The 22,300-nt window shown below is 64.0% G+C and carries 21 protein-coding genes and 1 pseudogene; 9 read left to right on the top strand and 13 right to left on the bottom strand.

Features of this window, described 5'->3' with window-relative positions; genetic code table 11:
• Window positions 1-24 precede the first annotated feature (24 nt).
• The 6 genes from ASF98_RS21145 to chvE form a co-directional block, all read right to left on the bottom strand.
• A complete protein-coding gene (locus ASF98_RS21145; RefSeq protein ID WP_055806716.1) occupies window positions 25-912 on the bottom strand; it encodes an intradiol ring-cleavage dioxygenase in 888 nt (295 codons plus the stop codon).
• Between the two features lie 110 nt (window positions 913-1,022).
• Window positions 1,023-1,964, bottom strand: coding sequence for an aldo/keto reductase (locus ASF98_RS21140; RefSeq protein ID WP_055806329.1), 942 nt, complete (start codon window positions 1,962-1,964; stop codon window positions 1,023-1,025).
• Window positions 1,965-2,096: 132 nt separating this feature from the next.
• Window positions 2,097-3,176: a maleylacetate reductase gene (locus tag ASF98_RS21135; RefSeq protein ID WP_055806326.1), complete on the bottom strand. Its 1,080-nt coding sequence runs from the start codon at window positions 3,174-3,176 to the stop codon at window positions 2,097-2,099.
• 80 nt (window positions 3,177-3,256) lie between these two features.
• Window positions 3,257-4,468, bottom strand: a complete 1,212-nt coding sequence (gene mmsB / locus ASF98_RS21130) for a multiple monosaccharide ABC transporter permease (RefSeq protein ID WP_200939432.1) — start codon at window positions 4,466-4,468, stop codon at window positions 3,257-3,259.
• Between the two features lie 26 nt (window positions 4,469-4,494).
• A complete protein-coding gene (gene mmsA / locus ASF98_RS21125) occupies window positions 4,495-6,033 on the bottom strand; it encodes a multiple monosaccharide ABC transporter ATP-binding protein (protein WP_055806323.1) in 1,539 nt (512 codons plus the stop codon).
• An 84-nt stretch (window positions 6,034-6,117) separates the two neighbouring features.
• The gene (gene chvE, locus ASF98_RS21120; protein WP_055806320.1) at window positions 6,118-7,278 is read right to left on the bottom strand and encodes a multiple monosaccharide ABC transporter substrate-binding protein; all 1,161 of its coding nucleotides are present in this window, start codon (window positions 7,276-7,278) and stop codon (window positions 6,118-6,120) included.
• A gap of 233 nt (window positions 7,279-7,511) precedes the next feature.
• Between chvE and ASF98_RS21115 the strand changes: the two genes are divergently transcribed.
• The 4 genes from ASF98_RS21115 to iolG all read left to right on the top strand — a co-directional run bounded on the left by ASF98_RS21115 (window position 7,512) and on the right by iolG (window position 12,305).
• Window positions 7,512-9,137, top strand: coding sequence for an IclR family transcriptional regulator (locus ASF98_RS21115; RefSeq protein WP_082506985.1), 1,626 nt, complete (start codon window positions 7,512-7,514; stop codon window positions 9,135-9,137).
• 146 nt (window positions 9,138-9,283) lie between these two features.
• Window positions 9,284-10,366 carry a Gfo/Idh/MocA family protein gene (locus ASF98_RS21110; RefSeq protein WP_055806317.1) on the top strand — a complete coding sequence of 361 codons (1,083 nt, stop codon included), beginning with the start codon at window positions 9,284-9,286 and terminating at the stop codon, window positions 10,364-10,366.
• Window positions 10,363-11,247 (top strand): sugar phosphate isomerase/epimerase family protein, encoded by an 885-nt coding sequence (locus tag ASF98_RS21105; RefSeq protein WP_200939421.1) that lies wholly within the window; start codon window positions 10,363-10,365, stop codon window positions 11,245-11,247. Before ASF98_RS21110 ends, ASF98_RS21105 begins: the two co-directional genes overlap by 4 nt.
• A gap of 44 nt (window positions 11,248-11,291) precedes the next feature.
• On the top strand, window positions 11,292-12,305 hold the full coding sequence (gene iolG / locus ASF98_RS21100) for an inositol 2-dehydrogenase (RefSeq protein WP_055806314.1): 1,014 nt from the start codon (window positions 11,292-11,294) through the stop codon (window positions 12,303-12,305).
• A 744-nt stretch (window positions 12,306-13,049) separates the two neighbouring features.
• On the opposite strand, the gene ASF98_RS21090 is transcribed toward iolG, so the two are convergent.
• Window positions 13,050-13,490 carry a ribosomal maturation YjgA family protein gene (locus ASF98_RS21090; protein ID WP_055806309.1) on the bottom strand — a complete coding sequence of 147 codons (441 nt, stop codon included), beginning with the start codon at window positions 13,488-13,490 and terminating at the stop codon, window positions 13,050-13,052.
• 345 nt (window positions 13,491-13,835) lie between these two features.
• Between ASF98_RS21090 and ASF98_RS24955 the strand changes: the two genes are divergently transcribed.
• Window positions 13,836-14,330 (top strand): DUF1801 domain-containing protein, encoded by a 495-nt coding sequence (locus ASF98_RS24955; RefSeq protein ID WP_235506109.1) that lies wholly within the window; start codon window positions 13,836-13,838, stop codon window positions 14,328-14,330.
• Between the two features lie 30 nt (window positions 14,331-14,360).
• On the opposite strand, the gene ASF98_RS21080 is transcribed toward ASF98_RS24955, so the two are convergent.
• Window positions 14,361-14,918: a putative immunity protein gene (locus tag ASF98_RS21080; protein WP_055806306.1), complete on the bottom strand. Its 558-nt coding sequence runs from the start codon at window positions 14,916-14,918 to the stop codon at window positions 14,361-14,363.
• Window positions 14,919-15,068: 150 nt separating this feature from the next.
• On the opposite strand from ASF98_RS21080, the gene ASF98_RS21075 reads away from it, so the two are divergent.
• The 3 genes from ASF98_RS21075 to ASF98_RS21065 all read left to right on the top strand — a co-directional run bounded on the left by ASF98_RS21075 (window position 15,069) and on the right by ASF98_RS21065 (window position 17,063).
• Window positions 15,069-15,863 (top strand): hypothetical protein, encoded by a 795-nt coding sequence (locus tag ASF98_RS21075; protein WP_235506108.1) that lies wholly within the window; start codon window positions 15,069-15,071, stop codon window positions 15,861-15,863.
• An 85-nt stretch (window positions 15,864-15,948) separates the two neighbouring features.
• Window positions 15,949-16,161, top strand: coding sequence for a DUF1801 domain-containing protein (locus ASF98_RS21070; RefSeq protein ID WP_200939420.1), 213 nt, complete (start codon window positions 15,949-15,951; stop codon window positions 16,159-16,161).
• A gap of 122 nt (window positions 16,162-16,283) precedes the next feature.
• Window positions 16,284-17,063, top strand: coding sequence for a type 1 glutamine amidotransferase domain-containing protein (locus ASF98_RS21065; RefSeq protein WP_055806303.1), 780 nt, complete (start codon window positions 16,284-16,286; stop codon window positions 17,061-17,063).
• Window positions 17,064-17,120: 57 nt separating this feature from the next.
• On the opposite strand, the gene ASF98_RS21060 is transcribed toward ASF98_RS21065, so the two are convergent.
• The 4 genes from ASF98_RS21060 to ASF98_RS21045 form a co-directional block, all read right to left on the bottom strand.
• Window positions 17,121-17,648: a DUF427 domain-containing protein gene (locus ASF98_RS21060; protein ID WP_055806300.1), complete on the bottom strand. Its 528-nt coding sequence runs from the start codon at window positions 17,646-17,648 to the stop codon at window positions 17,121-17,123.
• A gap of 37 nt (window positions 17,649-17,685) precedes the next feature.
• A complete protein-coding gene (locus ASF98_RS21055; RefSeq protein ID WP_055806703.1) occupies window positions 17,686-18,822 on the bottom strand; it encodes an amidohydrolase family protein in 1,137 nt (378 codons plus the stop codon).
• Complete coding sequence (locus ASF98_RS21050; RefSeq protein WP_055806298.1) at window positions 18,822-20,195, bottom strand: glutamine synthetase family protein; 1,374 nt, start codon at window positions 20,193-20,195, stop codon at window positions 18,822-18,824. The genes ASF98_RS21055 and ASF98_RS21050 overlap by 1 nt, the downstream gene beginning before the upstream one ends.
• A 117-nt stretch (window positions 20,196-20,312) precedes the next feature.
• Window positions 20,313-21,125: an SDR family NAD(P)-dependent oxidoreductase gene (locus ASF98_RS21045; protein WP_055806295.1), complete on the bottom strand. Its 813-nt coding sequence runs from the start codon at window positions 21,123-21,125 to the stop codon at window positions 20,313-20,315.
• A gap of 258 nt (window positions 21,126-21,383) precedes the next feature.
• On the opposite strand from ASF98_RS21045, the pseudogene ASF98_RS25100 reads away from it, so the two are divergent.
• Window positions 21,384-21,455: pseudogene (locus ASF98_RS25100) on the top strand (flavin reductase family protein); the annotation flags it as partial.
• 160 nt (window positions 21,456-21,615) lie between these two features.
• Here ASF98_RS25100 and ASF98_RS21040 read toward each other — a convergent pair.
• Window positions 21,616-22,254, bottom strand: coding sequence for a carbonic anhydrase (locus ASF98_RS21040; RefSeq protein WP_200939419.1), 639 nt, complete (start codon window positions 22,252-22,254; stop codon window positions 21,616-21,618).
• Window positions 22,255-22,300 lie beyond the last annotated feature (46 nt).

Genomic DNA, 22,300 nt, shown 5'->3' with positions numbered 1-22,300 from the left:
CTGTCCTTCCCCTGGTGACTACGGTCAGCTCGTGAATGGGGCGAGAACGATGTCGAAGCGGGTTCTGGCCCAGGACCGGCCCCCGAGGTCGCGTCCGTCGGGCGCAGCCGTACCGGGTGCCTGTTCTTCGAAGTCCCTGATGAGAGATTCCTTGACCCCAAAAACGCTGTCGTGCTTCAACAGTTCGTCGCCGCGGACAAAGATATGCGTTACCAATGTCCGCAGGCCCGGCGCGGTGACCATGAAGTGGAGGTGCGAGGCCCGCATGGGTGACCGTCCGACGGCCTCCAGCATTTCCCCCACCGGGCCGTCGTGGGGGATCGGGTATGGGGTCGGCGTCAGCCCCCAGAACCGGTAGCTACCATTCGCGTCGCTGAAGAGATGGGCCCGGCCGGACACTCGCTGGTCAGAGTACTGTACGTCGTAGAAGCCGTCCTCGTCGGCTTCCCAAACTTCGATTCTCGCATTTGGGATGGGGTTGCCAGCGGTGTCCTTGACGCTGCCTTCGACCCAGCATGGCTGGCCGGGAGCGGCGCCGGCGATGTCCCCACCGTTCTCGATTTCCGGAGCGTCTTCGACGAAGAAGGGGCCAAAAACTGTGGCCTCGGTCGCGTTGTCAATGGTCTCGTTGTTGACGGCGATCGTTTGCATCGATGCTCCGAACACGTCGGAGAGCAGGATGAATTCCTGCCGTTTGTCGTCTGTGATGTGGCCGGCCGCCGTCAGGAAGCTGATTGCGACATTCCATTCGGCTTCTGTCAGGCGCACTTCACGGATGAAGGAGTGGATGTGCCGGGTCAATGACTGCATGAGTAGTTTGAGTCTCGGGTCCTGGCAGCCCTCGAAGGAGGCCAACACATTCTCGACCAATTTCTCCTCGACCCTTTGCTGGGCCTCGGAGACGCGGTGCAGGCCTACATGAGGGCCGGTTTCAATGACTCGGGTCTGGTTGTTCACGATAATTTCCTCGCTGTCGGTGGGGGCGGTGGTGCTTCTCAGGACGGGGGCAATGAATCGGTTCTCTAGGCGCGGACCAAGGGCTGGGATGCAGCGTCGAGGTCCTGAAGTTCGGCGTCGGTGAGTCTGATGTCCATGGCCTCCAGCAGCGGGGGAACCTGCCCGTTAGTCCGCGCACTGGCGATGGGGGCGACGACGCCGGGTTGAGCAGCCAACCACGCGAGGGCGATGGAGGCGGGCTGGACATTATGATTGGAGGCCACGAGACGCACAACGTCCAGAACCCGGAGTCCTTGAGGCGTGAGGTACTTCGAGGCGTCGGCGGCTCGAGGACCCTCGATCGGCGCCGTGCCGGCGTATTTTCCCGTCAGGAAGCCGTGGGCCAAGGAGTAGTAAGGCATGACTGCCAGGCTGTGCTTGATCGCCACGGGCAGGATGTCTGCTTCGACGCCACGCTCCATGAGGCTGTATTGGGGCTCCAGCGCGACAGGTGTGTGGAATCCTTCCCGCTCGGAGATTCTAAGCCATTCCTCGATGCGCTCTGCTGAGTAGTTAGAGATCCCGAGGGACCGCACCTTTCCTTCGTCCACCAGCGAGGACATTGCAGCGATGCTGTCGGCCAGGGGTGTCCCCGGGTCGTCGAAGTGGGCGTAGTAGATGTCGATGGTGTCGACGCCGAGGCGGGTGAGCGAGCCGTCGACGGCGGTACGGATTGTCTTGGGGGCCATCCCTTGGAGGTCGGGGTGGTGGCTGACTTTGGTTGCCAGAACGAGATCATCCCGGTTGGAACGGCCGGCCAGCCACTTGCCGATGATGGTTTCGGACTCGCCGCCAGAATTTCCCTCTCCCCAGAAGGAGTAGGAATCGGCGGTGTCCAGAAAATTCCCGCCGCCTTCGATGTAGGCCTCGAGGATCGAGTGGGAGGTCGCGGTGTCAGCGGTCCAGCCGAAGACGTTGGTGCCAAGTGCCAGGGGAGATACTTCGATTCCTGGGGCGATGGTCCGCATGGTGGGCAAGGTCGGTCTCCTAAGTAGTTCTGCTGAACGAGATTCCGGATGTTCGAGGTTCAGGGGGTTGGGCGGGCCAGCGGGCCTCCGGCGGGTCATCGTTCAGACGTTTCCGGAGGCCGCTTCCGTGCCTCAAACGGAGGGGTTGGGGCTTGGCGGCTTTCCGGCCCAGGCGGCGTTCAGGATTCCCACGACATCGTCGTAGGTGATAGGGCGCGGGTTGCCGTAGGAGCGGCTGGTTACCTCTTCGGCGATTCGGGGGATGTCCTCCTCCCGCATGCCAAGTTCGGCGAGGGACCGTGGCGCGTTAAGTTCGCCTGCGATCTCCCACAACCGTTCGGCCGGGTCGGCCGCGCCACCCAGGGCCCGTGAAAGGGCCGCGGTGGCCTCGGGTGCTGCCGGCTGGTTGAAGCTGAGGGCGTGGGGGAGCACCACCGTGTGGGTTTGGGCGTGCGGAAGGTTGAGGGTTCCGCCCAGCGCGTGGCACAGCTTGTGGTGCAGGGACATCGTGGTGGCTCCCAGGCACGCGCCACACAGCCATGATCCGTAGAGGGCGTTGCTCCTGGCCCCTGGGTCCGAGGGATCGGCGACTATCGCGGGGAGGGCGGCGGCGAGGGCTTTGACGCCTTCCTCGGCCATCAGCGAGATGATCGGGGTGGCGTCCGGGGCATAAAGGGCCTCGACGGCGTGTGCGATGGCGTTGATGCCGCTGGTCACCGACATGGAGGCTGGCAGTGTTGCGGTCAGCTCGGGGTCGTAGACAACACTGCGGGGCAGTACCCGGGGGTCGCGGCCGGTTTCCTTACGCCCGTCGGTGGTGAGGCCCCACACGGGGGTCATTTCGGAGCCGGCGTAGGTGGTGGGCACGGCGACGATCGGAAGGCCGTGCTTGAGAGCGATTGCCTTGCCGAGTCCGATGGCCGAGCCGCCGCCGACGGCGACGCAGCCGTCGGCACCGACCCTTGCTGCCTCGTCGCTGGCGCGTTGGGCGACCTCGTTGGGGACGTGCATGACGGCTTCGGGCAGCACACCCACGCAACGGTCACCCAGTGCCTCGGCCACCCGCCGGCCGGTGTCCTCCTGTTCTGGGGAGCAGAGGACCAGGACCCGCTTGAGCCCGATCTGGTCGAGTTCCTCGGGGAGAGCCGAGAGTGAGTTGGCGCCGAACCGCACTCGCATGGGCAGGGCTTCGTATACAAACTGGCGAGTCATAGGGGTGAGCTCCTTTGTAAATTCTTTTCGCTGAACATTGTGCGCAGGCGAGGTGTTCCGGAAAGGGTGGGGCGGGCGGGTCAGCGTGAGCCGGCGCGGCGCTTGTTGTAGATGTCGAATGCGACGGCCAGCAGCAGTACCAGGCCCTTGATCACGGACTGCACGGACTGGTCGATGCCCATCAGCTGCATCCCGTTGCTCATGACGGCCATGATGAGGCCGCCCGCCATGGCGCCAGCCACTTTGCCGACGCCGCCGGTGACAGCGGCGCCGCCAATGAATGCTGCGGCGATCGCATCAAGTTCGAACATGTTGCCGGCGCCGGGCTGGGCGCCGTTGGATCGCGAGGAGAACACGATGCCGGCCAGGGCCGAGAGGAGTCCCATGTTCACGAAAATCCAGAAGTTGACGGTGCGGACCTTGACTCCTGAGAGTGCGGCCGCGACCACGTTGCCGCCGATGGCATAGACCTGTCGACCGAAGACACTTCGCTGCATCACGACGCTGTAGGCCAGTATCAGGATGGCCAGCATGATCAGGACGATCGGCATGCCGCGGGCCGTGGCCAGCTGCCAGGCGAAGGTCATGACCGCGATGGCGACAACGACGATTTTCGCGATGAACAGGGGGAATGACGGGACCAGCTGGTTGTAGCTGATGAGCGCCTTGCGGGTGCGGTACTGGCTGAATGCGTAACCGGCCACTGCGATGGCGAAGATTACAAGGGTGAAGACGTCGTAACCGGCACCGCCCAGGAGACCGTTGAGGAAGCCCGACGCGATCTGGCCGTACTCGGCAGGGAACGGGGAGAGCGAGACGTTGTCCAGCACTACCAGGGTCAGGCCGCGGAACAGGAGCATGCCTGCGAGGGTGACGATGAAAGCCGGGATCCCGACGTAGGCCACCCAGTAGCCGTGCCAGGCCCCGATGAGCAGGCCTGTTAGGAGTGCGGCGATGACGCCCACCCACCATGGCTGGCCGTATTGGATGACGACCACTGCCGAGACGGCTCCGGTGAGGGCGACCACGGAACCCACCGAGAGGTCGATGTGGCCGGCGATGATCACGATGACCATGCCGATCGCCAGGATCAGGATGTAGGAGTACTGGAGGACGATGTTGGTGATGTTGCCCGGTCCGAGCGACGCTCCGCCGGTCAGGACGCCGAAGAGCGCGACGAGCGCTACGAGTGCGACGTAGATTCCGCTGGTGCGCATGTTGCGGGTGAGCAGTTCGCGGATTTCGCTGGTGCCGGCGGTGACGACTGATGCGGGAGGCGAGGCCTTCCCCATTTGGGATCCCTTGGGGGCTGTCATGGTCATGCGATGAGTTCCTTGTCTTTGGTCATGAGTGTCATGAGGCGTTCCTCGGAGGCATCGGCCGCCGGCAGTTCCCCGGTGATCCGTCCTGTAGAAAGGGCGTAGATGCGGTCGCAGGTGCCGAGGAGTTCGAGCAGGTCGGAAGAGATGACCACCACTGCTTTCCCGGCGTCCACAAAACTGTTGATCAGCGTGTAGATCTCGAACTTGGCGCCGACATCGATGCCGCGGGTCGGTTCGTCGAGTATCAGTACCTCGGGGTCGGTGAGCAGCCATTTGGACAGCACGACCTTCTGCTGGTTACCGCCTGAGAGTTTCCCTACGATGGATTTCACGTTCGGCGCCTTGATGTTCATCGATTTCATCGCGAACTCGGCCGCGGCTGCTTCCTCGTGGTGATTGACGAAGCCCCAGCTCGACAGCTTGCCCAGCGCCGCGCCGGAGATGTTACGTGCAATGTCGTCGATGAGGTTGAGGCCGAAAGCCTTGCGGTCTTCGGTTGCGTAGGCAATCCGCGCTTCGATGGCTTCCGCCACGGTGCGGGTTCTGGTTTCCTTGCCGTGCATGAATACCCGGCCCGAGATGTAACGGCCGTAGGACCGGCCAAAGATGCTCATCATCAGTTCAGTGCGCCCTGCCCCCATGAGCCCGGCGATCCCGATAACTTCTCCGGCCCTGACCTCGAAGGTCGCCTGGTCCACAACCTGGCGGTCCTGGCTCGGGTGTTTCACTGTCCAGTCCTCTACCCGGAGCACAACTTCTCCGGGTTTTGAGTCTCGGGAGGGGTAGAACGCTTCGAGGTCGCGGCCAACCATTCCTCGGATGATCCGGTCGACGTTGACGTCGGGGTCCGCCATATCGAGCGTTTCCACGGTCTTTCCGTCACGGATGACCGTGGTGTGGTCCGCTATCGCTTCGATCTCGTTGAGCTTGTGGGAGATGATGATCGACGTGATGCCGCGGGTGCGCAGATCGCGGACGAGTCCGAGCAGGTGGGCGGAGTCGTTGTCATTCAGCGCTGCGGTGGGTTCGTCGAGGATGAGCAGCTGCACCTCCTTGGACAGGGCTTTGGCGATCTCCACAAGCTGCTGTTTGCCCACGCCGAGTTGCCCGACCGGAGTGGTGGGTTCCTCGCGGAGGCCCACAGAGTCCAGCAGCACGCCGGCCTCGGCGTTCGTCCTGTGCCAATCGATGAGTCCGGACTTGCCGCGGCGCTCGTTGCCCAGGAAGATGTTTTCGGCGATGGACAGGTGGGGCACGAGGGCCAGTTCCTGGTGGATGATCACGATGCCGGCGTGTTCGGAATCCCGGATACCGGAGAAGGAACAGGTTTGCCCCTTGAAGAGGATTTCGCCGCCGTAGCTCCCGGCCGGGTAGACGCCGGAGAGCACCTTCATCAGGGTGGACTTGCCGGCGCCGTTCTCGCCACAGATCGCATGGACCTCGGCGCGCTCCACGGCGAGGGACACGCCGGACAGCGCCTTGACGCCGGGGAAGGACTTGGTAATGGATTGCATTTCCAGGATGTGTTCTACCATGGCACGCCGTCCTAATCAGGGGTCTTGAAGGGAAAGGGTTTGGGGGAGGGGCACCGGCGAAGGCTCGGCACCCCTCCCGGGGTGCTACTGAAGGCGGCCGGCTTCAACCTCAGCAGCGGTGTAGTAGCCGCTGTCAATCAGCGCGGTTTTGATGTTGTCCTTGTAGATCGGCTGGATGGGCACGAGGAACGAGGGGACGATCTTGGAACCGTTGTCGTAAGACTTGGTGTCGTTGACCTGGGGCTCTTTGCCGGCCAGGAGATCCTCAGCCGCGCTTACCGCCTGCGCGGCGAGAGTGCGGGTGTCTTTGAACACGGTGGAGAACTGGACGTCGTCGTTGACCAGCTTCACGGAAGCGACCTCGGCGTCCTGACCGGTGGTTACCGGCATGGGCTTCTGCCCGGAGGTGAGGGTCGGGCCATAGCCGGCGTTTCGAAGCGAAGTGATGACGCCGCGGGCGACGCTGTCGTTGGGGGTAAGGACTCCGTGGAGCGCGGGACCTCCGGTGTAGCTGGCGGTCAGCAGGTTGTCCATGCGCTCCTGGGCCTTCTGCTGGGACCAGTTTTCCGTGGCGACCTGGGCGAGTTTGTTCTGCCCCGATGTAATGACGAGCGTGCCGTTATCGATGTATTTCTGCAGGACGGACATGCCGCCGTTGAAGACGAACGTCGCGTTGTTATCGTCCAGTGAGCCACCGAACAGTTCGATATTGAACGGGCCCTTCGCGCTGCCCTCGGATCCGTCTTTGTTGAGCACGCCCAGGCCGATGAGGAGCGAGGTCGCCTGCTGTGCTCCGACTTTGAAGTTGTCGAAGGTGACGTAGACGTCCACATCAGCGCTGTTCCTGACGAACCTGTCATAGGAAATGATCGGGATGTTAGAACCTGCGGCAGCCTGGAGTTGGGGGGTCAGCGCGGTCCCGTCCAGCGGAGCCAGGAGCAAAAGGTCAGCGCCCTGGGTGATCATCTGGTCCACTTGCTGCTGCTGGGTGGGAATGTCGTTGTTGGCGTACTGAAGGTCCACCTGGTAACCGATCTTCTCCAGGCCCTCCTTGATGGCGGAACCGTCGGTAATCCACCGCTCCTCATCCTGGCTCGGCAGGGAGACACCGATCCGGGTGTCCTTGGGTGCCGCGGGCGAGCCGTTGGATCCGCCGCCGGAACCGGCGCCGCCACCGGCACATCCCGCCAGTAGCAGTGAAGCGGCAGTGGTAGTTGCAGCGATCAGGAAAAATTTCTTTTGCACCGTTCTCCTCCTTTGGAGCCCGAGTGGCCCTTGGGGCCACTTCCGCGCGTCGTGGTTGCCGCGCCTTAGTTTTGTCTGTGACTGCCAGCACTTAGTGCCGTACAGTGGACAACATGTTCGCACAGTACCACCTAAGAAAGCTAGTGGTGTCGTGCATTACATTCGGGCAGGGTCAGCCGCGGCCGGGGAGTTCAAGCGCTAGCGCCCTTGAGGGGTAATGGAAGAGACGGTCAATGAGCACCATTCAGTTGTTGAAAAAGGCCAGCCAGGTGGTCGACGAACTTGCCCGCATCGGGCAATCTACGCCGGCGGAATTGGCGAGGGTCATCTCGGAACCGCGGCCAACCGTCTACCGAATAGTTGCAGCATTGGAACAGGCCAAACTGATCCGTTCGGCGGGTGACGGCAGGCTTGAACTCGGTACAGCCCTACTCAAGCTTGGCGACGCGGCGGCCGATGCCCTCGTCGATCGGGCCGAGTTACATTCCCGGCTGCGCTGGGTCCGCGGGCAGTTGGGCATGAGCGCGTACTTCTGTGTCCTGCGCGAGAACGGAGCGGTGTGCCTCGACCAAGTTGAGGGTTCCGATGTCAACCTGCTTGACCTGGCCCCGGGGCGCACCATTCCGCTTCATGCAGGGGCAGCGTCCCAGGCCCTTCTTGCCTCGGCTTCAGCGGAGTTCCAGGCAGCCGTGTTGCAGAGTGGCCCCTACGGGCGCATCGCATCACAGACGCCCCTCACTGCCGATGCGCTGAGAAAAAAGATCGAGCACGCGGCCGAGCGCGGGTGGAGCGTCGAGGACAGCGAAGTAACAGAAGGTGTCGCCTCGGTTGGTGTCCCGGTTTTCCACCGCGACGGCAGCCTGCTCGGTGCCATAGCCGTTGCCGGACTTCGGGGAAGTGTTCTGGGCCAGGCGGCGATCGCCAGGCAAACGCTGGATGAAGCCGCGCAGGCGATCACAGCGTTTACGGCCCAAGATGGCGGCAATGACACCAGGGATACCTCCGGACCCGAAGAGCCGCAGGGGTCCGAGCGGGAGGCTACTCGGACCCCTGCAGTCATCGCCAAGGCCAGTGCCCTTATGGCGGCGCTGGCGGAAGAGCGGATCGCCACCTCGGCCCGGCTGACCGAACTCCTCGAGGAGCCCGTAAGTTCGGTCTACCGCATGCTGGCTACTTTGGCGGAAGCTGGCTGGGTGGAGCAGATCGGTCACCGTGGAGCCTACCGTGTTGGCAGCAAGCTGCTCGCGCTCTCGGGCGAGTTCTCCCGCAGGGCAGATATCCGGCGGGCTGCCGCCCCGATTCTCCGGGAAATCCATGAAGCGACCGGCGAGACAACCTTCTTGTGCATCCGACGTGGGACCCGGGCCGTTTGCATTGAGCGTATCGATGGGATTCGGGTGAACAGCCGTGTCCTGCAGTTAGGGGAGTCACTTCCGCTGCACGTCGGTGCTGCGCCCCGGGCGCTCCTGGCATTCGAGGGGCGCGAATCATGGGAGGAGTACGCCGCGATCTCAGCCAACACCGGCGAACCATGGCTGCGGGGGCGGTCCCGATCTGAGTTCTACGCGGAGCTCGAAGAGATCAAGGAGCAGGGCTTCGTGCGCAGCGATAATCAGGTGACCCCGGGCATAGCCGCCATCGGCGCGCCGATCTTCAACCACCGCGGTGAGGTGGCCGCCTCGCTGTCGGTCAGTGGACTGCGCGAAGGGCTCCTCGCGCGCCCTAACGACGATCCCATGGCTGAACTCGTTCTCCGGGGGGCGCATGCACTGTCGGACTACCTGGGCGCACCGCCCCTCCGGGCCGCGAATCACGTCGATGTGTTTCGCGCCATAGTTGACCACGCATCCTCGGCATGACATGATCTGGACAGCCTGTCCATTAGATGACACCAAGTTGGCCCCTGTAAATCACTGCACCGGAGCAGGGACAGTGCTGGCCAACAAGCACAACCACACAAAAATCCCGATCGAGCCTCAGGGCTCAACCGACAGGAGACAATGTCTTGAAACCGATTGTCGTAGGACTTCTGGGAATAACTCACCCGCACGCCTCCGCGAGGGTTCGTGCCCTGAGGGAGATTGAAGGAGTCGAAGTAGTCGCCGCTGCCGACGACGACCCGCGCCTGACATACTTCACCGAGAAGTACGGCGTGGAGGCCAGGACCGTCGACGAGGTCCTCCAGGACGACCGCATCGATGCGGTCATGGTTCACTCCAAAAGCAAGGACATGGTCCCGCATGCACTGCGGGCACTGGCGGCCGGGAAATCAGTCGTCGTGGAAAAGCCCGGCGGCGGTACCGTCGAGGACCTTCTGCAGCTGGCCCAGGCCGAAGCGCAGGCCGTGCCCGGTCTGGTCGTACAGGTGGGCTACAACGTGCGCCTGGCCGGGTCCATCGGCCAGGCGAAGGAGCTGATCGAGGCCGGCGTGATCGGGGATGTGGTCAGTGTTTCGGCCCGAGGCGCCGCTTTCGTGGGTGAGCATCTCACCGCACACCTCAACCAGCCGGCAGACATGGGCGGGGCGCTCTGGATCATCGGATGCCATATGCTCGACTCCCTCGTGCACGTGTTCGGCGCCCCGGACTCCGTCAACGCCCGCGTGCACAAGTCAGCCCGCCTCTCCGACGACACCAGCCGCGAGGACTCCGCAGCTGTCCTGCTGAATTACCCGGACATGTCCGTGACGTTCAGTTTCGACAGCCACGATCGTCTTGAGTGGTTCGAGAGCTCACGCATTTCCGTGTACGGCACCGCCGGGATGGTCGAAATTGGCGTTCTTCCCCAGAAACTTCGGGTCTATGTCGACCAGGACCGGGCAGGATGGAAGGCCGGCTGGACTGAATGGACCGAAAGCTACTTCACGCCCCCGTTTGCCCGCACCGAATCGAATAAGTTCTCCGAGCTGCCCGAGCTGGAGAACATCAGCAACTTCCACCCCGAAATGCGCGGGTGGGTCGACAGTATCCGCACCGGTTCTCCTGTTGTGGCACCCGTCGTGGATGCACTGGCCGTCGCCCGGATTGTCGACGCCTGCTACCGCTCGGAAAAAGAGCTGGGAGCCTCCATCGAGGTGGAATCAGCATGACCAAGGAGAACACGATGACACCGCAGCTGATTGCCTCCTGCTGGATCAGTGCCGGCGACGCCGCGCCGGGGCGCACCGACGAACGCAGCCCCTTACCGATCGCCGAGCGCATCGCTTCGATCGCGCAGACAGGGTGGTCCGGCATCGGGCTCGTTCATGCGGACCTGGTCCAAGTACGCGACACTATCGGATATGCCGAACTCTCGCGCTTGATCCGGGAGGCTGGCATCGACATCGTGGAGGTCGAGTTCCTCAACGGTTGGTGGGCCACCGGAGCTGAACGCGCCGAATCCGACATCCACCGTGCAGAGCTTTTCGAGGCCGCCAACGCCCTGGGCGCCCGCCACATCAAGGTCGGCGCCGGCATGTCGGATGACCCGCTTCCCCTCGCGACCATTGCCAGCGCCTTCTCCGACCTCGCAGATGAAGCCGACGAATCCGGCATCCGCCTGGCACTGGAGGCGACGCCCTTCTCCCATCTGCGCACCACTCAGGAAGCGGTCAAAGTAGTCACCCAGTCCGACAGCCCAGCTGCTGGACTCATGGTTGACATCTGGCACACCTACAGGGGCGGCCTGTCGCACAACGACCTGTGGGACGTCGTGCCCATGGAAAGGGTTGCCGCTGTGGAAATCGACGACGGCTACAAAGACGTCGTCGGCACACTATTCGAAGACACCATCAACAACCGCGCCTACTGCGGCGAGGGTGACTTCGACACCCGCACGTTCATTCAACGGACCCTCGACGCCGGGTACGAAGGTCCGTGGGGCGTTGAGATCATCTCCGCCGAACACCGCAGCCTCCCCCTCACTGAAGGCCTCAAGCGGGCGTACGAAACCGCGATCGGCTGCTTTCCTGGCGCGCATCACCAGCGCTGACACCCCTGTACGCCTCGCCAAACAACTTGAAAGGTTCACACACCATGTCTAAAGACCGACGCTTGCGCCTGGCCCTGTTCGGCTCCGGCCGCATCGGGCAGGTACACGCCCGCAACATCGCAGCCCACCCGGACATCGACCTCGTCCTCATCGCCGATCCCTTCATCGACGGGGCCCGCCGGCTGGCAGTGGAGACCGGCGCGCGGGCGGTGCAGGACCCCGAGGAAGTTTTCGCCGAAACCGGACTCGACGGTGTCATCATCGGCTCACCCACAAGCACCCACGTCGACCTTATTTCACGCTCGGTCGCCAAGGGCCTCGCCGTCCTCTGCGAAAAGCCCATTGATCTGGACATCGACACCGTCCTGGCTTGCCGCGAACAGATCAAAGACTCCAACGTTCCAATCATGCTTGGATTCAACCGACGCTTCGATCCTTCTTTTGCCGCCGTACGGAACCGGGTCGAGGCAGGCGAAATCGGCAAGCTCGAGCAGCTCACCATCACAAGCCGCGACCCGGAACCCGCCCCACGCGACTACATCGCCGGCTCAGGCGGCATCTTCAGGGACATGACAATCCACGATTTGGACATGGCACGTTCCTTCGTCCCGAACATCGTCGAGGTCACGGCCGTCGCATCGAACGTCTTCAGCGAAGACATCGCTGAGCTGAACGACTTCGATTCCGCCGTGGTGACACTACGCGGCAGCGGCGGGGAGCTGATCACCATCACAAACTCCCGTCACTGCGCCTTCGGTTACGACCAGCGATTGGAAGCCTTCGGCGCCAAGGGCATGCTTTCCGCCGGCAACGTAGCACCGACAACCGTGCGGAAGTCCGGTGCCTCCGGGACGGAAGAGTCAGACCCCTACCTTCCGTTCTTCCTCCAGCGCTACCCCCAGGCCTACTACGCGGAACTGGAGGCCTTCGCCCACTCGATCCGAACGGGATCGCCATGCTCGCCCAGCTTCGCGGACGGAGTGTCCGCCCTGGTCCTGGCGAACGCAGCGGCCGAGTCTGCCGCCACCGGAAAGTCCGTGAGCGTCGTCGAATTCTAGTCCTGCTGGACGGAGGCTTCCCTGGAACCGCAAGGAAAGCCTTTGTCCCACCAGCCCGGTGTGCACAACCTGCACCCTTCAGGTGTCGGATAGGGGTCGTAGTGCGGCTGGATTGCCTCGGATCGCCTTGCGGCCGACCCGTCGCCGGACTTGTTTGGTTCGGCGGCGGGACGTGGTGCTGATCGTCTGATTAGAAGAACGTGGGCTGGCGTGGGGTGTAAGCGGCCTCTAGTGTGGCCACTTCTTCGTCGCCGAGCGTCAGCTCGAGGGCTGCTGCCGCATCTGCGAGGTGCTTCTCCTTCGTTGCCCCGATGATCGGTCCAGACTGGAGATCGTGACCATGAAAGTCACCAGGGCTCCCAAGGTGAAGTTCGTGGCGAACGCCGTAACGAAGGCCTGTTGGAGGGCACGCAGCTTAGCGATTCCGCCCAGGGCAAGAACGAAAGCTTCGGGGGTGGCCAGCATGAAGCGGGTGTCGCCCGCTCTGCGGATGTAGACGCCTTCGGTGCGGCTTATTCGAGCCGGCGCTAACCCATGCCGGCCGGACCCGCCCAGGCGCCGCCGGCACCGGTTCCGCCGCCTCCACGGTCGTCGTCTTTGCCGCAACGTTGACAACGTTTATACAGGGAGCCGTCTTCGGCGTGTTCGAGGTGCCAGTCGTGCTGAATGTTCAGCTTGCATAGCAGGGCCTTGAGCATGGGCTTCTCCGATCTGACGAGTGATCGACCGACGTCGGCACTCCAATCATCGCCTGTCCGTCAGATTTGTGCGTCGATCTGATACGGGACTCACCGCTGGGTCGGAGCGCCGAACCAAACTTTGGATCGTGAGCGGCCCGTGATAGCGGCTGCAGTCCACCACCGTGCCCGTCGTTCGATCCACCGCGTACGCCACGGCAGCGCCACAGGCATAGGCCAACACATCCGCGGCGCCGAACGTGGTTCCGAGGATCAGACGAAGGGGTGGCCAGGATTCTCCGAGACTGGCAGGAAGGCCGGTGAGTTGGAACAACTCGATCATCAGGCAGGCCGTGACGGCTGCGGCGGCAATCAGTGCCTTGGACCTCGACGGAATCAGGATGGCCACGAGAACATAGACCAGAACTGCGTACAGGCCATCACCTGCAGGACCGGTCCACGCCGCATCACGGAGCGTCCGAATGCTCAACCCAAGCACAACGCTCATCACCCCGGCGATGCACAGCCAGGACCGTCTGATTCTTGAACGCCCCGGTACGTCGGAACAGCTCACAGCCCCGGCACCGCCGCTGTTGGCACACAGATCATTGCCCCAATCCCCCCGTTGACGAAGCGGCATTTCCCCCGAGTGCGGCAACAGGGGAATCTTCCCATTCAGCCTAGCCCAGCGCTCTGCTCAGAATTACTGGGGCTCAGTGGAGGTCATTGGGAACCAAAGGAGAACGCTCAGGAAGCACGTGCCACATTGATCGGTCCTCGGGGGAGGCGGAGCCCTCGCCACCCTGGAGATAGTCGCTTCGCCTTCTCGCGCTGGTGCGGAATAATGCTCTCCATGACGAGCGGGGAGATCAGCGAGAGCGAAGCCCGAAAGCCGGCCGCGCGCGCAGCGGCAGATGGCGATGCAGCCATCACGCTGCCGGAAGCCATGACCGGCAGGGCCAGCCCCGCGAAAGCGGCCGTCGGGGACAAGCCGGTCTTCGCGTATATCGCCAGCCTGCCCCAGCCGCAGCGCGGCATTGCCGAAACGGTGGATGCCTTGGCGGCAAAGACGCTGCCCGGCCTCCGGCGCTCAGTGAAGTGGGGTATGTCGTACTACGGGGTTGGCGACGGGTGGTGCTTCAGCTGCGGCGGTTTTGCGGGCCATGTAAAACTCATGTTTGTCAATGGCGCGGCGCTCGAGCCCGTACCGCCGGTAACACCGGTGGGAATGGGCAAGTCGACGCGGGGTGTGGAGATCGAATCCTTGGACGACATCGACGAACGCCAGATCGCGGCGTGGATGAAGCAGGTCGCGTCCGTGCCGGGTGTCGGGGGCGGGAAGCGCTGAACCCTGCGGGACGGTTTGTTGGCAGCAGATTCAGCTGGAGGAGCCAGAGTGGTCAGGGCGAGCCAGATCGGACTGGATCGCTCGGATGATCGCGGCAAGGATTCCAGACGCGAGAAGTCCCGACCCCAGCGGACCGGCGGAATTCGCACCCAGCGGTGGCAACTGCCGAAGCGCGGACCGGACTTCGGCAGTCATGTGCTCGAGTTGCCAGCGGACCTCGTCGTCGACCGTCAGGGACCGGTCGGGCGCTGCCAGTCCCGCCGCTTTAGCGGCATACGCGGCTGCCCCCAAGGCGTGCGCGCCCATGTGGGCGACGGCTGCGGCTTGCGTTGCAGACCGGGCGGCAGCCACCGCAGCAGGGCTCGTCACCTCTCGTGCGGCACGGCCAGCAACAAACCGCCGGCGGATCTCTTCGGCGGCACTGAGCTCACCGCGAGCGAAGGCCCGGGCTCGGGCGATGGCGTCGCGGGGGCGACCATCCGCCGGTGCCTCTGCCTCAAATAGGGCGACGACCCGCTCAGCGCAGTCGGCGGCCCAAGTCGCGACAACGCGGCGCTCGGCCTCGCTTAGCGTCTGCGGAGAAGCCATATCAGTACAGTACACATTGCTCGCAGACAGATCCTGGCGCGGGCATCCGGTGTCCCGTTTAGCGATACCCAGCGAATCTCCGCTGCCCCTGCGCCGTACCTAACAGCGTCGACGGACGACGGCGGGCCCGCCTCCCGCTACAGTGAGCCCATGAGCATGGCTGGAGGGGAACAAAACCCGCCGGACGGCAATGCCGGGGCCCTGCCGGACGGCCCGGTCGGCGACGGTCCGGCTGCTGTTGCGCCCGTCAATAGGAGGGTACGGAATCCTGTTTCCCGGCCTCCTATCGCGCCGACTGTCCCGCTGCCTCAGCGGCTGCCCGCCTGGCTAGTCCGGAATCCGTTGCATGCTGGCTGGACGTGGACGGCATTCTGGGCGTTGCTGATCATTGTTGACGAGTTCGTGGACCTGGCCGGCTGGACCTGGTACGTGCTTGTGGGGATGGCTGCGCTGCCCACACTGGCCTGCACTGTGGCCGTGCTCCATGCGACACCCCGCCGCTACCTCAAGCCGCAGAAAGAATCGGTGCTTGCCCACTTCTTTGTCCGGTTCCTCGCGCTGACGGCAGCGTTTATGGTTTGGGGCCTCTCCGTGGTGGCCAGCGCCTCGATTTCCACAACGGTGCAGGCACTGGCCGGGAACTCGGAGCGTGAGGTGACGTCGTTGGGGTTCAACCTGCTCCTGGCTGCCGTCCCCTTGGTTGTCTCGGTGTTGTGGATGGCCCTTATTGTGCGCTGTGCGTGGTTCCTGCGCCGTCTACGCGGCTGGCGCCAGAACCCGGAAGATTCGCGGCTGCCCAAGAGATTCCTGCGGGATTCGCCCCAACTCCGGCGCGTTGTGGTGGGTCTCGCCCACCCCGGCCTGCTCCTGGTGGCCGGGCTTGGCACGTCGGTTCTGGCACTCTTCCTCGGCGCCGTGGAACTCACGCTCAACCTGCTTGCCTGAGGACCGGCAGCTGCCGGCAGGAAAGAAGCCGCTACCCCGGGCGCGGGCTGTTGCGCCGGGTCTGTTTCGATTTGGGTGGGCGTACGTGCGCTGGGGACTGCCGTTCTATGTGAAGGACGGTAAGGACATCTGCTACATCAAGCCGGATAAGGACTTCATCGCATTCGGCTTTGGCGAAGTTGTGAACCCCGCACGGGAGGAGGATGCCCATATGCACCCAATCGCGTGGACCATCACCTCGCTGGATGCTGCGACGGAAGCCAGGATTCGTGCGCTCGTCGAGAAAGCGGTTGGCTGACTCGGGCGTGCGCAGGGAATTACCCGGCGTCCGGCTTTAGGGGTCCTCTGGCTCTGGCCGCCGTCTGTGCCTGCCTGAATTGGTCTGGGCGTAGGGTGGAAGTGAGACAAAAGGAGCACTTCATGAAAAAAATCCTCATGGTTCTGACCAGCGTTTCCGAGATCGGCGATACCGGAGAGAAGACCGGTTACAACGTGGCCGAAGCTGCACATCCCTGGAAGGTCTTCAAGGATTCCGGGCATTTCGTCGACTTCGCTTCCATCCAGGGAGGCCAGCCTCCGCGCGACGAGGTGGACTCAGAAGATCCCATCCAGGTCGCCTTCACGGAGGACGAGGCCACGCGGGCCGGTCTCTACAACACCGCCCGCGTCGACGTCGTTGATCCCGACCAGTACGACGCCGTATACCTTGTGGGCGGCCACGGCACCATGTGGGACTTCCCGGACAACGAAGGCCTGCAGAACCTCGTAGCCAGCGTCTACAACGCAGGCGGCTTGGTGGGCGCGGTCTGTCACGGGCCGGCCGGCCTGCTGAACGTGGAACTGGAGAACGGGCTTCGCCTCGTCGAGGGCAGGAAGGTGGCCGCCTTCACCAATGACGAGGAAGTGGCTGTAGGGAAGGACAAAGTGATCCCCTTCTTTTTGGCAGACCGACTTGTGGAACAGGGCGCCACCCATGTTTCCGCTGATGTCTTTGAGGAGAAGGTCGTGGTTGACGACCGGCTGGTGACCGGTCAGAACCCGGCCTCAGCGGCCGGCGTGGCCAAGGAGATGGAGAAGCTGTTCGCTCAGGTCATTCACCAGGAAAAAGCCGCGGAACAGCACGACGCGGAGGCTCTGCGCGCCGAGAAGGACGCCGAGAAGAACGCCAGGAAGGCTGCTGCGGCAGGGACCGAGCACTAACGCCCGCAGCGCACTGACAAGCCAGGCAAGTCCTGCGGGCGCGCAAGAGGGATGTCCTCACCACCCGGCCGTGCCCGGGCCACCCTTGAACGGACCAACGATCAGCCTGGTGATCCAACCGCCGTAGAAGTCACCGTCCTGGAAGGTCACCTGCTCGCCGTTGACCTCGCAGGAATCCATGTGAGCCGGGTAGAGGGCCACACGGGTGCTGAGCGCCTCGAAGCCAGGGGTGGGCTCCGGGTAGGTCCAGCCGGCACGGGGAACGACGACTCCGCCGGCAACGACGTCGAAGTAGTGCGCTACTCCCTTGAATTCGCAGAAGCTGGTGCCCTCGACCGGGACGAGAACGCCTCCGGGGAACGCGTCCATTGGCAGGTAGTAGACAGGCGGATGACTGGTCTCCAGGACGCGCACCGCATCGGTGGTGTCGGCAATCACCTGCCCGCCGAACCTCACGGTGACTCGTTCGGATCGCGGCTCGACCCTCGGCGGACGCGGGTAGTCCCACACCGATTCTTGACCGGCCTTGGGTTTGATGGGTTGGGGACGCCGAAAGAGGCCGGAAAAACCGTGAGCAGGCACCATATCCCTATGGTGCCATCTTCGGGTCCGGTGATGGCCGTTACAGTCCGTAGACCCTTCGGGCGTTGTCCCGCGCGACAAGCTGGACCACACGGCGGGCATCTGCCTCCGACCACTCGTCATCGTCAATCCATCGGCCGACGATGGCTGTGATCGCGTTGCGCCACAGCCGCGCGCCGAGGTAGTGGAGTTCAGCCGGGCCGATGGCATCGGACGAGTAGAGGATTTTCCTGAATGGGGCGAGTTCGAAGGAGCGCGCGATGAGGCTCCGGCTACGGACGCCGAGATGGTTCACCGCCAGGCCGACGTCGAGGTAGACGTTGTCGAAGGCCTGGGCGAGATAGCCGGCCTCACGCTCGAACGGGTAGCAGTGCAGGAACAGGACGGGAACCTTGCTGGCCTCCACAGACCGGAGAAACTCGAGCAGAAGCAAAGGGTTTGCCTTATCAAGGTCCAGCTCCCGGTCCCCGAATCCGACGTGGAGTTGGAGTGGTAGCCCGAGTGAGATGGCGCAGTGCAGGCCGAAACAGATGAGGGTGGGGTCATCAAGGCGCACCGCCCCACCTGACTCGATCCGCTGCCGCCACTTTTTCGCGGACTCAGCGACGTCGCGGTCGGCCGGCCGGCTAAGGTCGTGCTTGAAGCCGGTCCGATAGGCAAGAACTGACTTCGCTCCCACAACAATAGGGGGAAGGCCGGCCAGCAGCCCGGTGAACGCGTCCAAGTAGCCGCCCGGGTCCTGGTCCGATTGGATCAGGGTTTCGGCGAGGGTTTCCAGTCGCACGATCTCGTGGACCGTGGCCCCGGTAATTTCCGCCATCCCGGGTGGATCGAGCAGGGCCCCGGTCTTGAACCCGGTATCGATCAGCCAGTGACTGACTCCGGCAGTCCGGGTCATCCGTCGGCTGATTTCCAGTTCGCCCAGTTCGGTGCGGCGCTTCCAGTATTGCTCGGCCGTGGCGTGCCGGGGCAAGTCCATGATCTCGGCGCACCAGCGGCGGAGGGCGAACCCCAGCTGGGAGTCGTAGGCCGTCGAGGGTTCGGCGAGGAGTGCGCTGTTGCCCTCGTTGAGCGAATTCTGAAAGCGTTCTTCGTCGCCGTCGACCCCATACGCGCCGTGCACGTGATGGTCGATGAGCTTCACGTGCTCGACAAACCCGGCGAATGACTCCGCCATCAGATTGACCATGCCAGGCGGAAGAGGGCGCCGAGTTCCTTGGGGTCCTTGGACCCGTGCGTCTCCTGCTCATGGCGCCGCACCGCAACGGTGGTGTCGACCACCTCGTTGCCGAGCAGCCGACGGGCGTCGGCGGAGTTGGCCAGCGATGTGATGATGGCCGACGGCGAGTCCGACACGGTGCCGATCCCCGCAGCCTGCCGTTCCGCCGCGGTGAGGCGCGTTGGGTCGCCGGGAACTTCATCGGGCAGGCGACTGCCGCTGGTGATGCCCTCGAGCGCGAGGGCAAGGATGGCGGCGGAGGCCAGGTATACGTTGGCGGACGGGTCAATAACCTTGACTTCGACGCTGGCACCGTGGGGGTTGCCCACACCGCCTTCGACGAAACGGACCGATGCTTCACGGTTTTCCAGGCCCCAACACAAGAATGCACCGGACCATGCTCCGGGCGCGAGCCTGATACCGGACAGGATGGAACCGGTGAGCAGCCCCTGCAACTCGGGAAGCCCCCGGAGGATTCCGCCGATCGTGGCTCCGCCCTCCTCGGTGATGCCGTACGGGCCGGCGCCGCCGCTGAAGAGGGGTGAACCGCCACGGGAGAAGGAGAAGTGCTGGTGGGCGCCATTGCCGACCGAGCCGGGGAAGGGTGCGGGAGAGAAGGAGGCCTGCAGCTTGTGTGAACGGGCGACCCTGCCGATGATGATCTTTGCCAGCACCACGGTGTCCGCTGCCGCGAGTGGATCCTTCGGGGCGAGGGAGAGCTCAAACTGGTTGCGGCCGTATTCCGCGTGAAGCTGTTCAACCTGGGCACCCGAATCCTTCAGGGCGGCCAGCAACTCGGCCAGGAATTGCTCGCGGTCAAGCAATCCGGTCAGCCCGTACGGAGCCCAGGGGGCGTCGTCGAGCGCCGTGCCGTCGGCGGCGACGAGCACGAACTCCAGCTCGTGGCCCACGAGTGCCTGATAGCCGGCGTTCCCGGCCCGCTCCTGGACGCGGGCCAGCGTGCCACGCGGACAGGCCGGATCCCGGCTCCCGTCCTGGAGGAACATGTCCGCGGGCGCCCACGCCAGGCCTCCGCCGAGACTGCGCAACCCGTTGGGATCGATCCTCAGGCGCAGGTCACCAACGGCGCTGATGCTGTCCGTGAAGGCGATTTCGCCGTCGATGCAGAACACATGCCAGACCGGAGCGGCACCCATGCCTGCCCGGTGGAAGGCGCCAACCCGGGCCACCGGGACGCTCTTGGCAAGCGTGATTCCGGCCGCGTTCACCATCGATCCGATGACCAGTCGAACGCCATCCTCGTGGAGTCGGCCCGCTTCCGGATCCAGGTCGGTCGCGTCGAGAGCAAAAATACCCGAACCATCGCTCATAGGGATATTCTGCACCTCAAGGAACCTGGCCAGCACGCAGCATCGGATCGCAAGATCGAGGAGTTGGTCCGCGGGGGAGGGCTGGGGCTATCAACCCAGTCCAGTCCAGTCACCGAATCAGATGTCCGCAAGAGTCAGCACTGGCGGCGAACTTCCATCGATGTCCAGTACGCCGAACTCCTTCGCAGCAGCGGCGGCGACGAGCACCCGGCCGGTGCGCGACATCAGGTTCGGGTCGCGGAACAGTGCATTGATCACGCGGCCGATGAACTCGGGGCTTTCGCTGGTCGAGAGATCGAACGCGCCACGTTCCGCCGCCGCCAGAACCGCCTCGGTTCGAACCAGGCCGGGGTAGAGCGCGATCACCGGAATGTCGAACGGCTTCAGCTCGACCGCCATGTCGGACGTCATCTTGTCCGTCGCCGCCTTTGCGATGCCGTAGATAGTGTTGCCGAGGTGACGCTGCGCGGCCCAGAAGCTGATGTTGACTATCAGGCCGCGGTGCCGCGGCGTCATCATGCGCGCCGCGTGCGCCGAACAAACATAGGCCGCGCGGACGCCGGCGTCCATCATGCCGCTCCAGCGGTGCATCGGCTGCTCCCAAAACGGCACAGTCCACGTAAACGCACCGCCTTCGACCATCTTCTCGTAGCCGCCCCAGGCGCAGTTGACGACGAGGTCGAGGGCGCGGCATTCGGACCGTATCACTTCAAAGACATGGGCGGTGTCCTCGTCGTTGAGATGGTCGCAGCGTACTCGCCGAACCTCCCTCGGCAGATCCGCCTGGTCGATTGAGCGCCCCGTGCCGTACACACGAAAGCCCGCCGACAAAAGGCCCAGCGCGACGCCCCGGCCTACGCCTCGGCTCGCGCCTGTCACAAGCGCCACGCTTCCCGTCTGCGCTTCGTTGCGTTCACCATCGTTGGCCATACGACGCGGCCCCCGCTCACCCTCAATCCGTCGATGTCCACGATACGCCGGGCCCGAGTCCCCGGGCCAGCAATGCACGTCGGTTCCGTTTCCCCTGGACGTCGGATCACGTCCTCGTTCGTTACCTTGGCTTCTGGCCGTGAAGCAAGGTTGCGTTGCGCGTCGGTGCGTTTCAGCCCCGGTTGAACGCGGTGCAGGGCGGGTGGTTGGTTTGGTCTACCGGCCTTGAAAGCTCGGCGTCACCCGCTGGGCAATCCGGTGCTGGATCAGGCCCTCGCCTGGGTGGACTGCGAACTGCACCAGGAGTCCGACGGCGGCGACCACACCATCGTGGTGGGGGCGGTCCGTGCCCTTGGCGCGCGGGACGGTGCGGAGCCGCTGCTTTCTCTAAGGGCGGGTATTTCGACGGCGTGCCGTCCCGGGCGGGCTGCTGGAAAGCGTCGCATGACGCGGGCCAAGCCGGGCACGGGAGGTGCAGGCCTCGCCGGCTTTAGAGGACGCCGGCCGTGGAGACGAGCTGCGCCCGGCCCTCTTCCAGCCGGTACGCGACGCCGACCACCGCGGCGGAGTAGTTGTCCACTGCGTCGAAGATCATCCGTGAACTGTCCAGCAGCCGGCGGACGGTCTGCTTGACGTGCTCGACAACCATGTCGTTGACCTCCGTCTTGTCCTCGCGCATCGACCTCAGCACCGACGGTGTGATCCGTTCTACCAGGTCGCGGATGTGGCCCTGGGGCGACTCCCCGGTTTCGACGGCTTCCTTCGCGGCCGTGACTGCTCCGCAATTGTCGTGCCCGAGAACAACAATCAGCGGGACATGGAGGACCGAGACCGCGTACTCTAGCGAGCCGAGAACGGCGTCGTCGATCACGTGTCCGGCTGTGCGCACCACGAAAACGTCCCCCAGACCGACGTCGAAGATGATCTCCGCGGCGAGGCGGGAGTCCGCGCAGCCAAAGATGACTGCGAACGGATTTTGGGTGTTCACCAGCTCGCTGCGCCGGGAGGCGTTCTGGTTAGGGTGCAGCGAAGCTCCCGCAACGAAACGCTCGTTGCCCTCAAGGAGCCGCTGCCATGCCTCGTACGTGCTGATTCTGCTGCTCACCCTACTTACTGTAAGGGGGAGCATGACCCTCGACTCGACACCAAACTGGAGCTCACGGGGAAATGGACGC

It is taken from the genome of Arthrobacter sp. Leaf337 (genome assembly GCF_001423745.1).
GTDB lineage: Bacteria > Actinomycetota > Actinomycetes > Actinomycetales > Micrococcaceae > Arthrobacter.
This window is presented reverse-complemented; position numbering and strand designations above follow the sequence as displayed.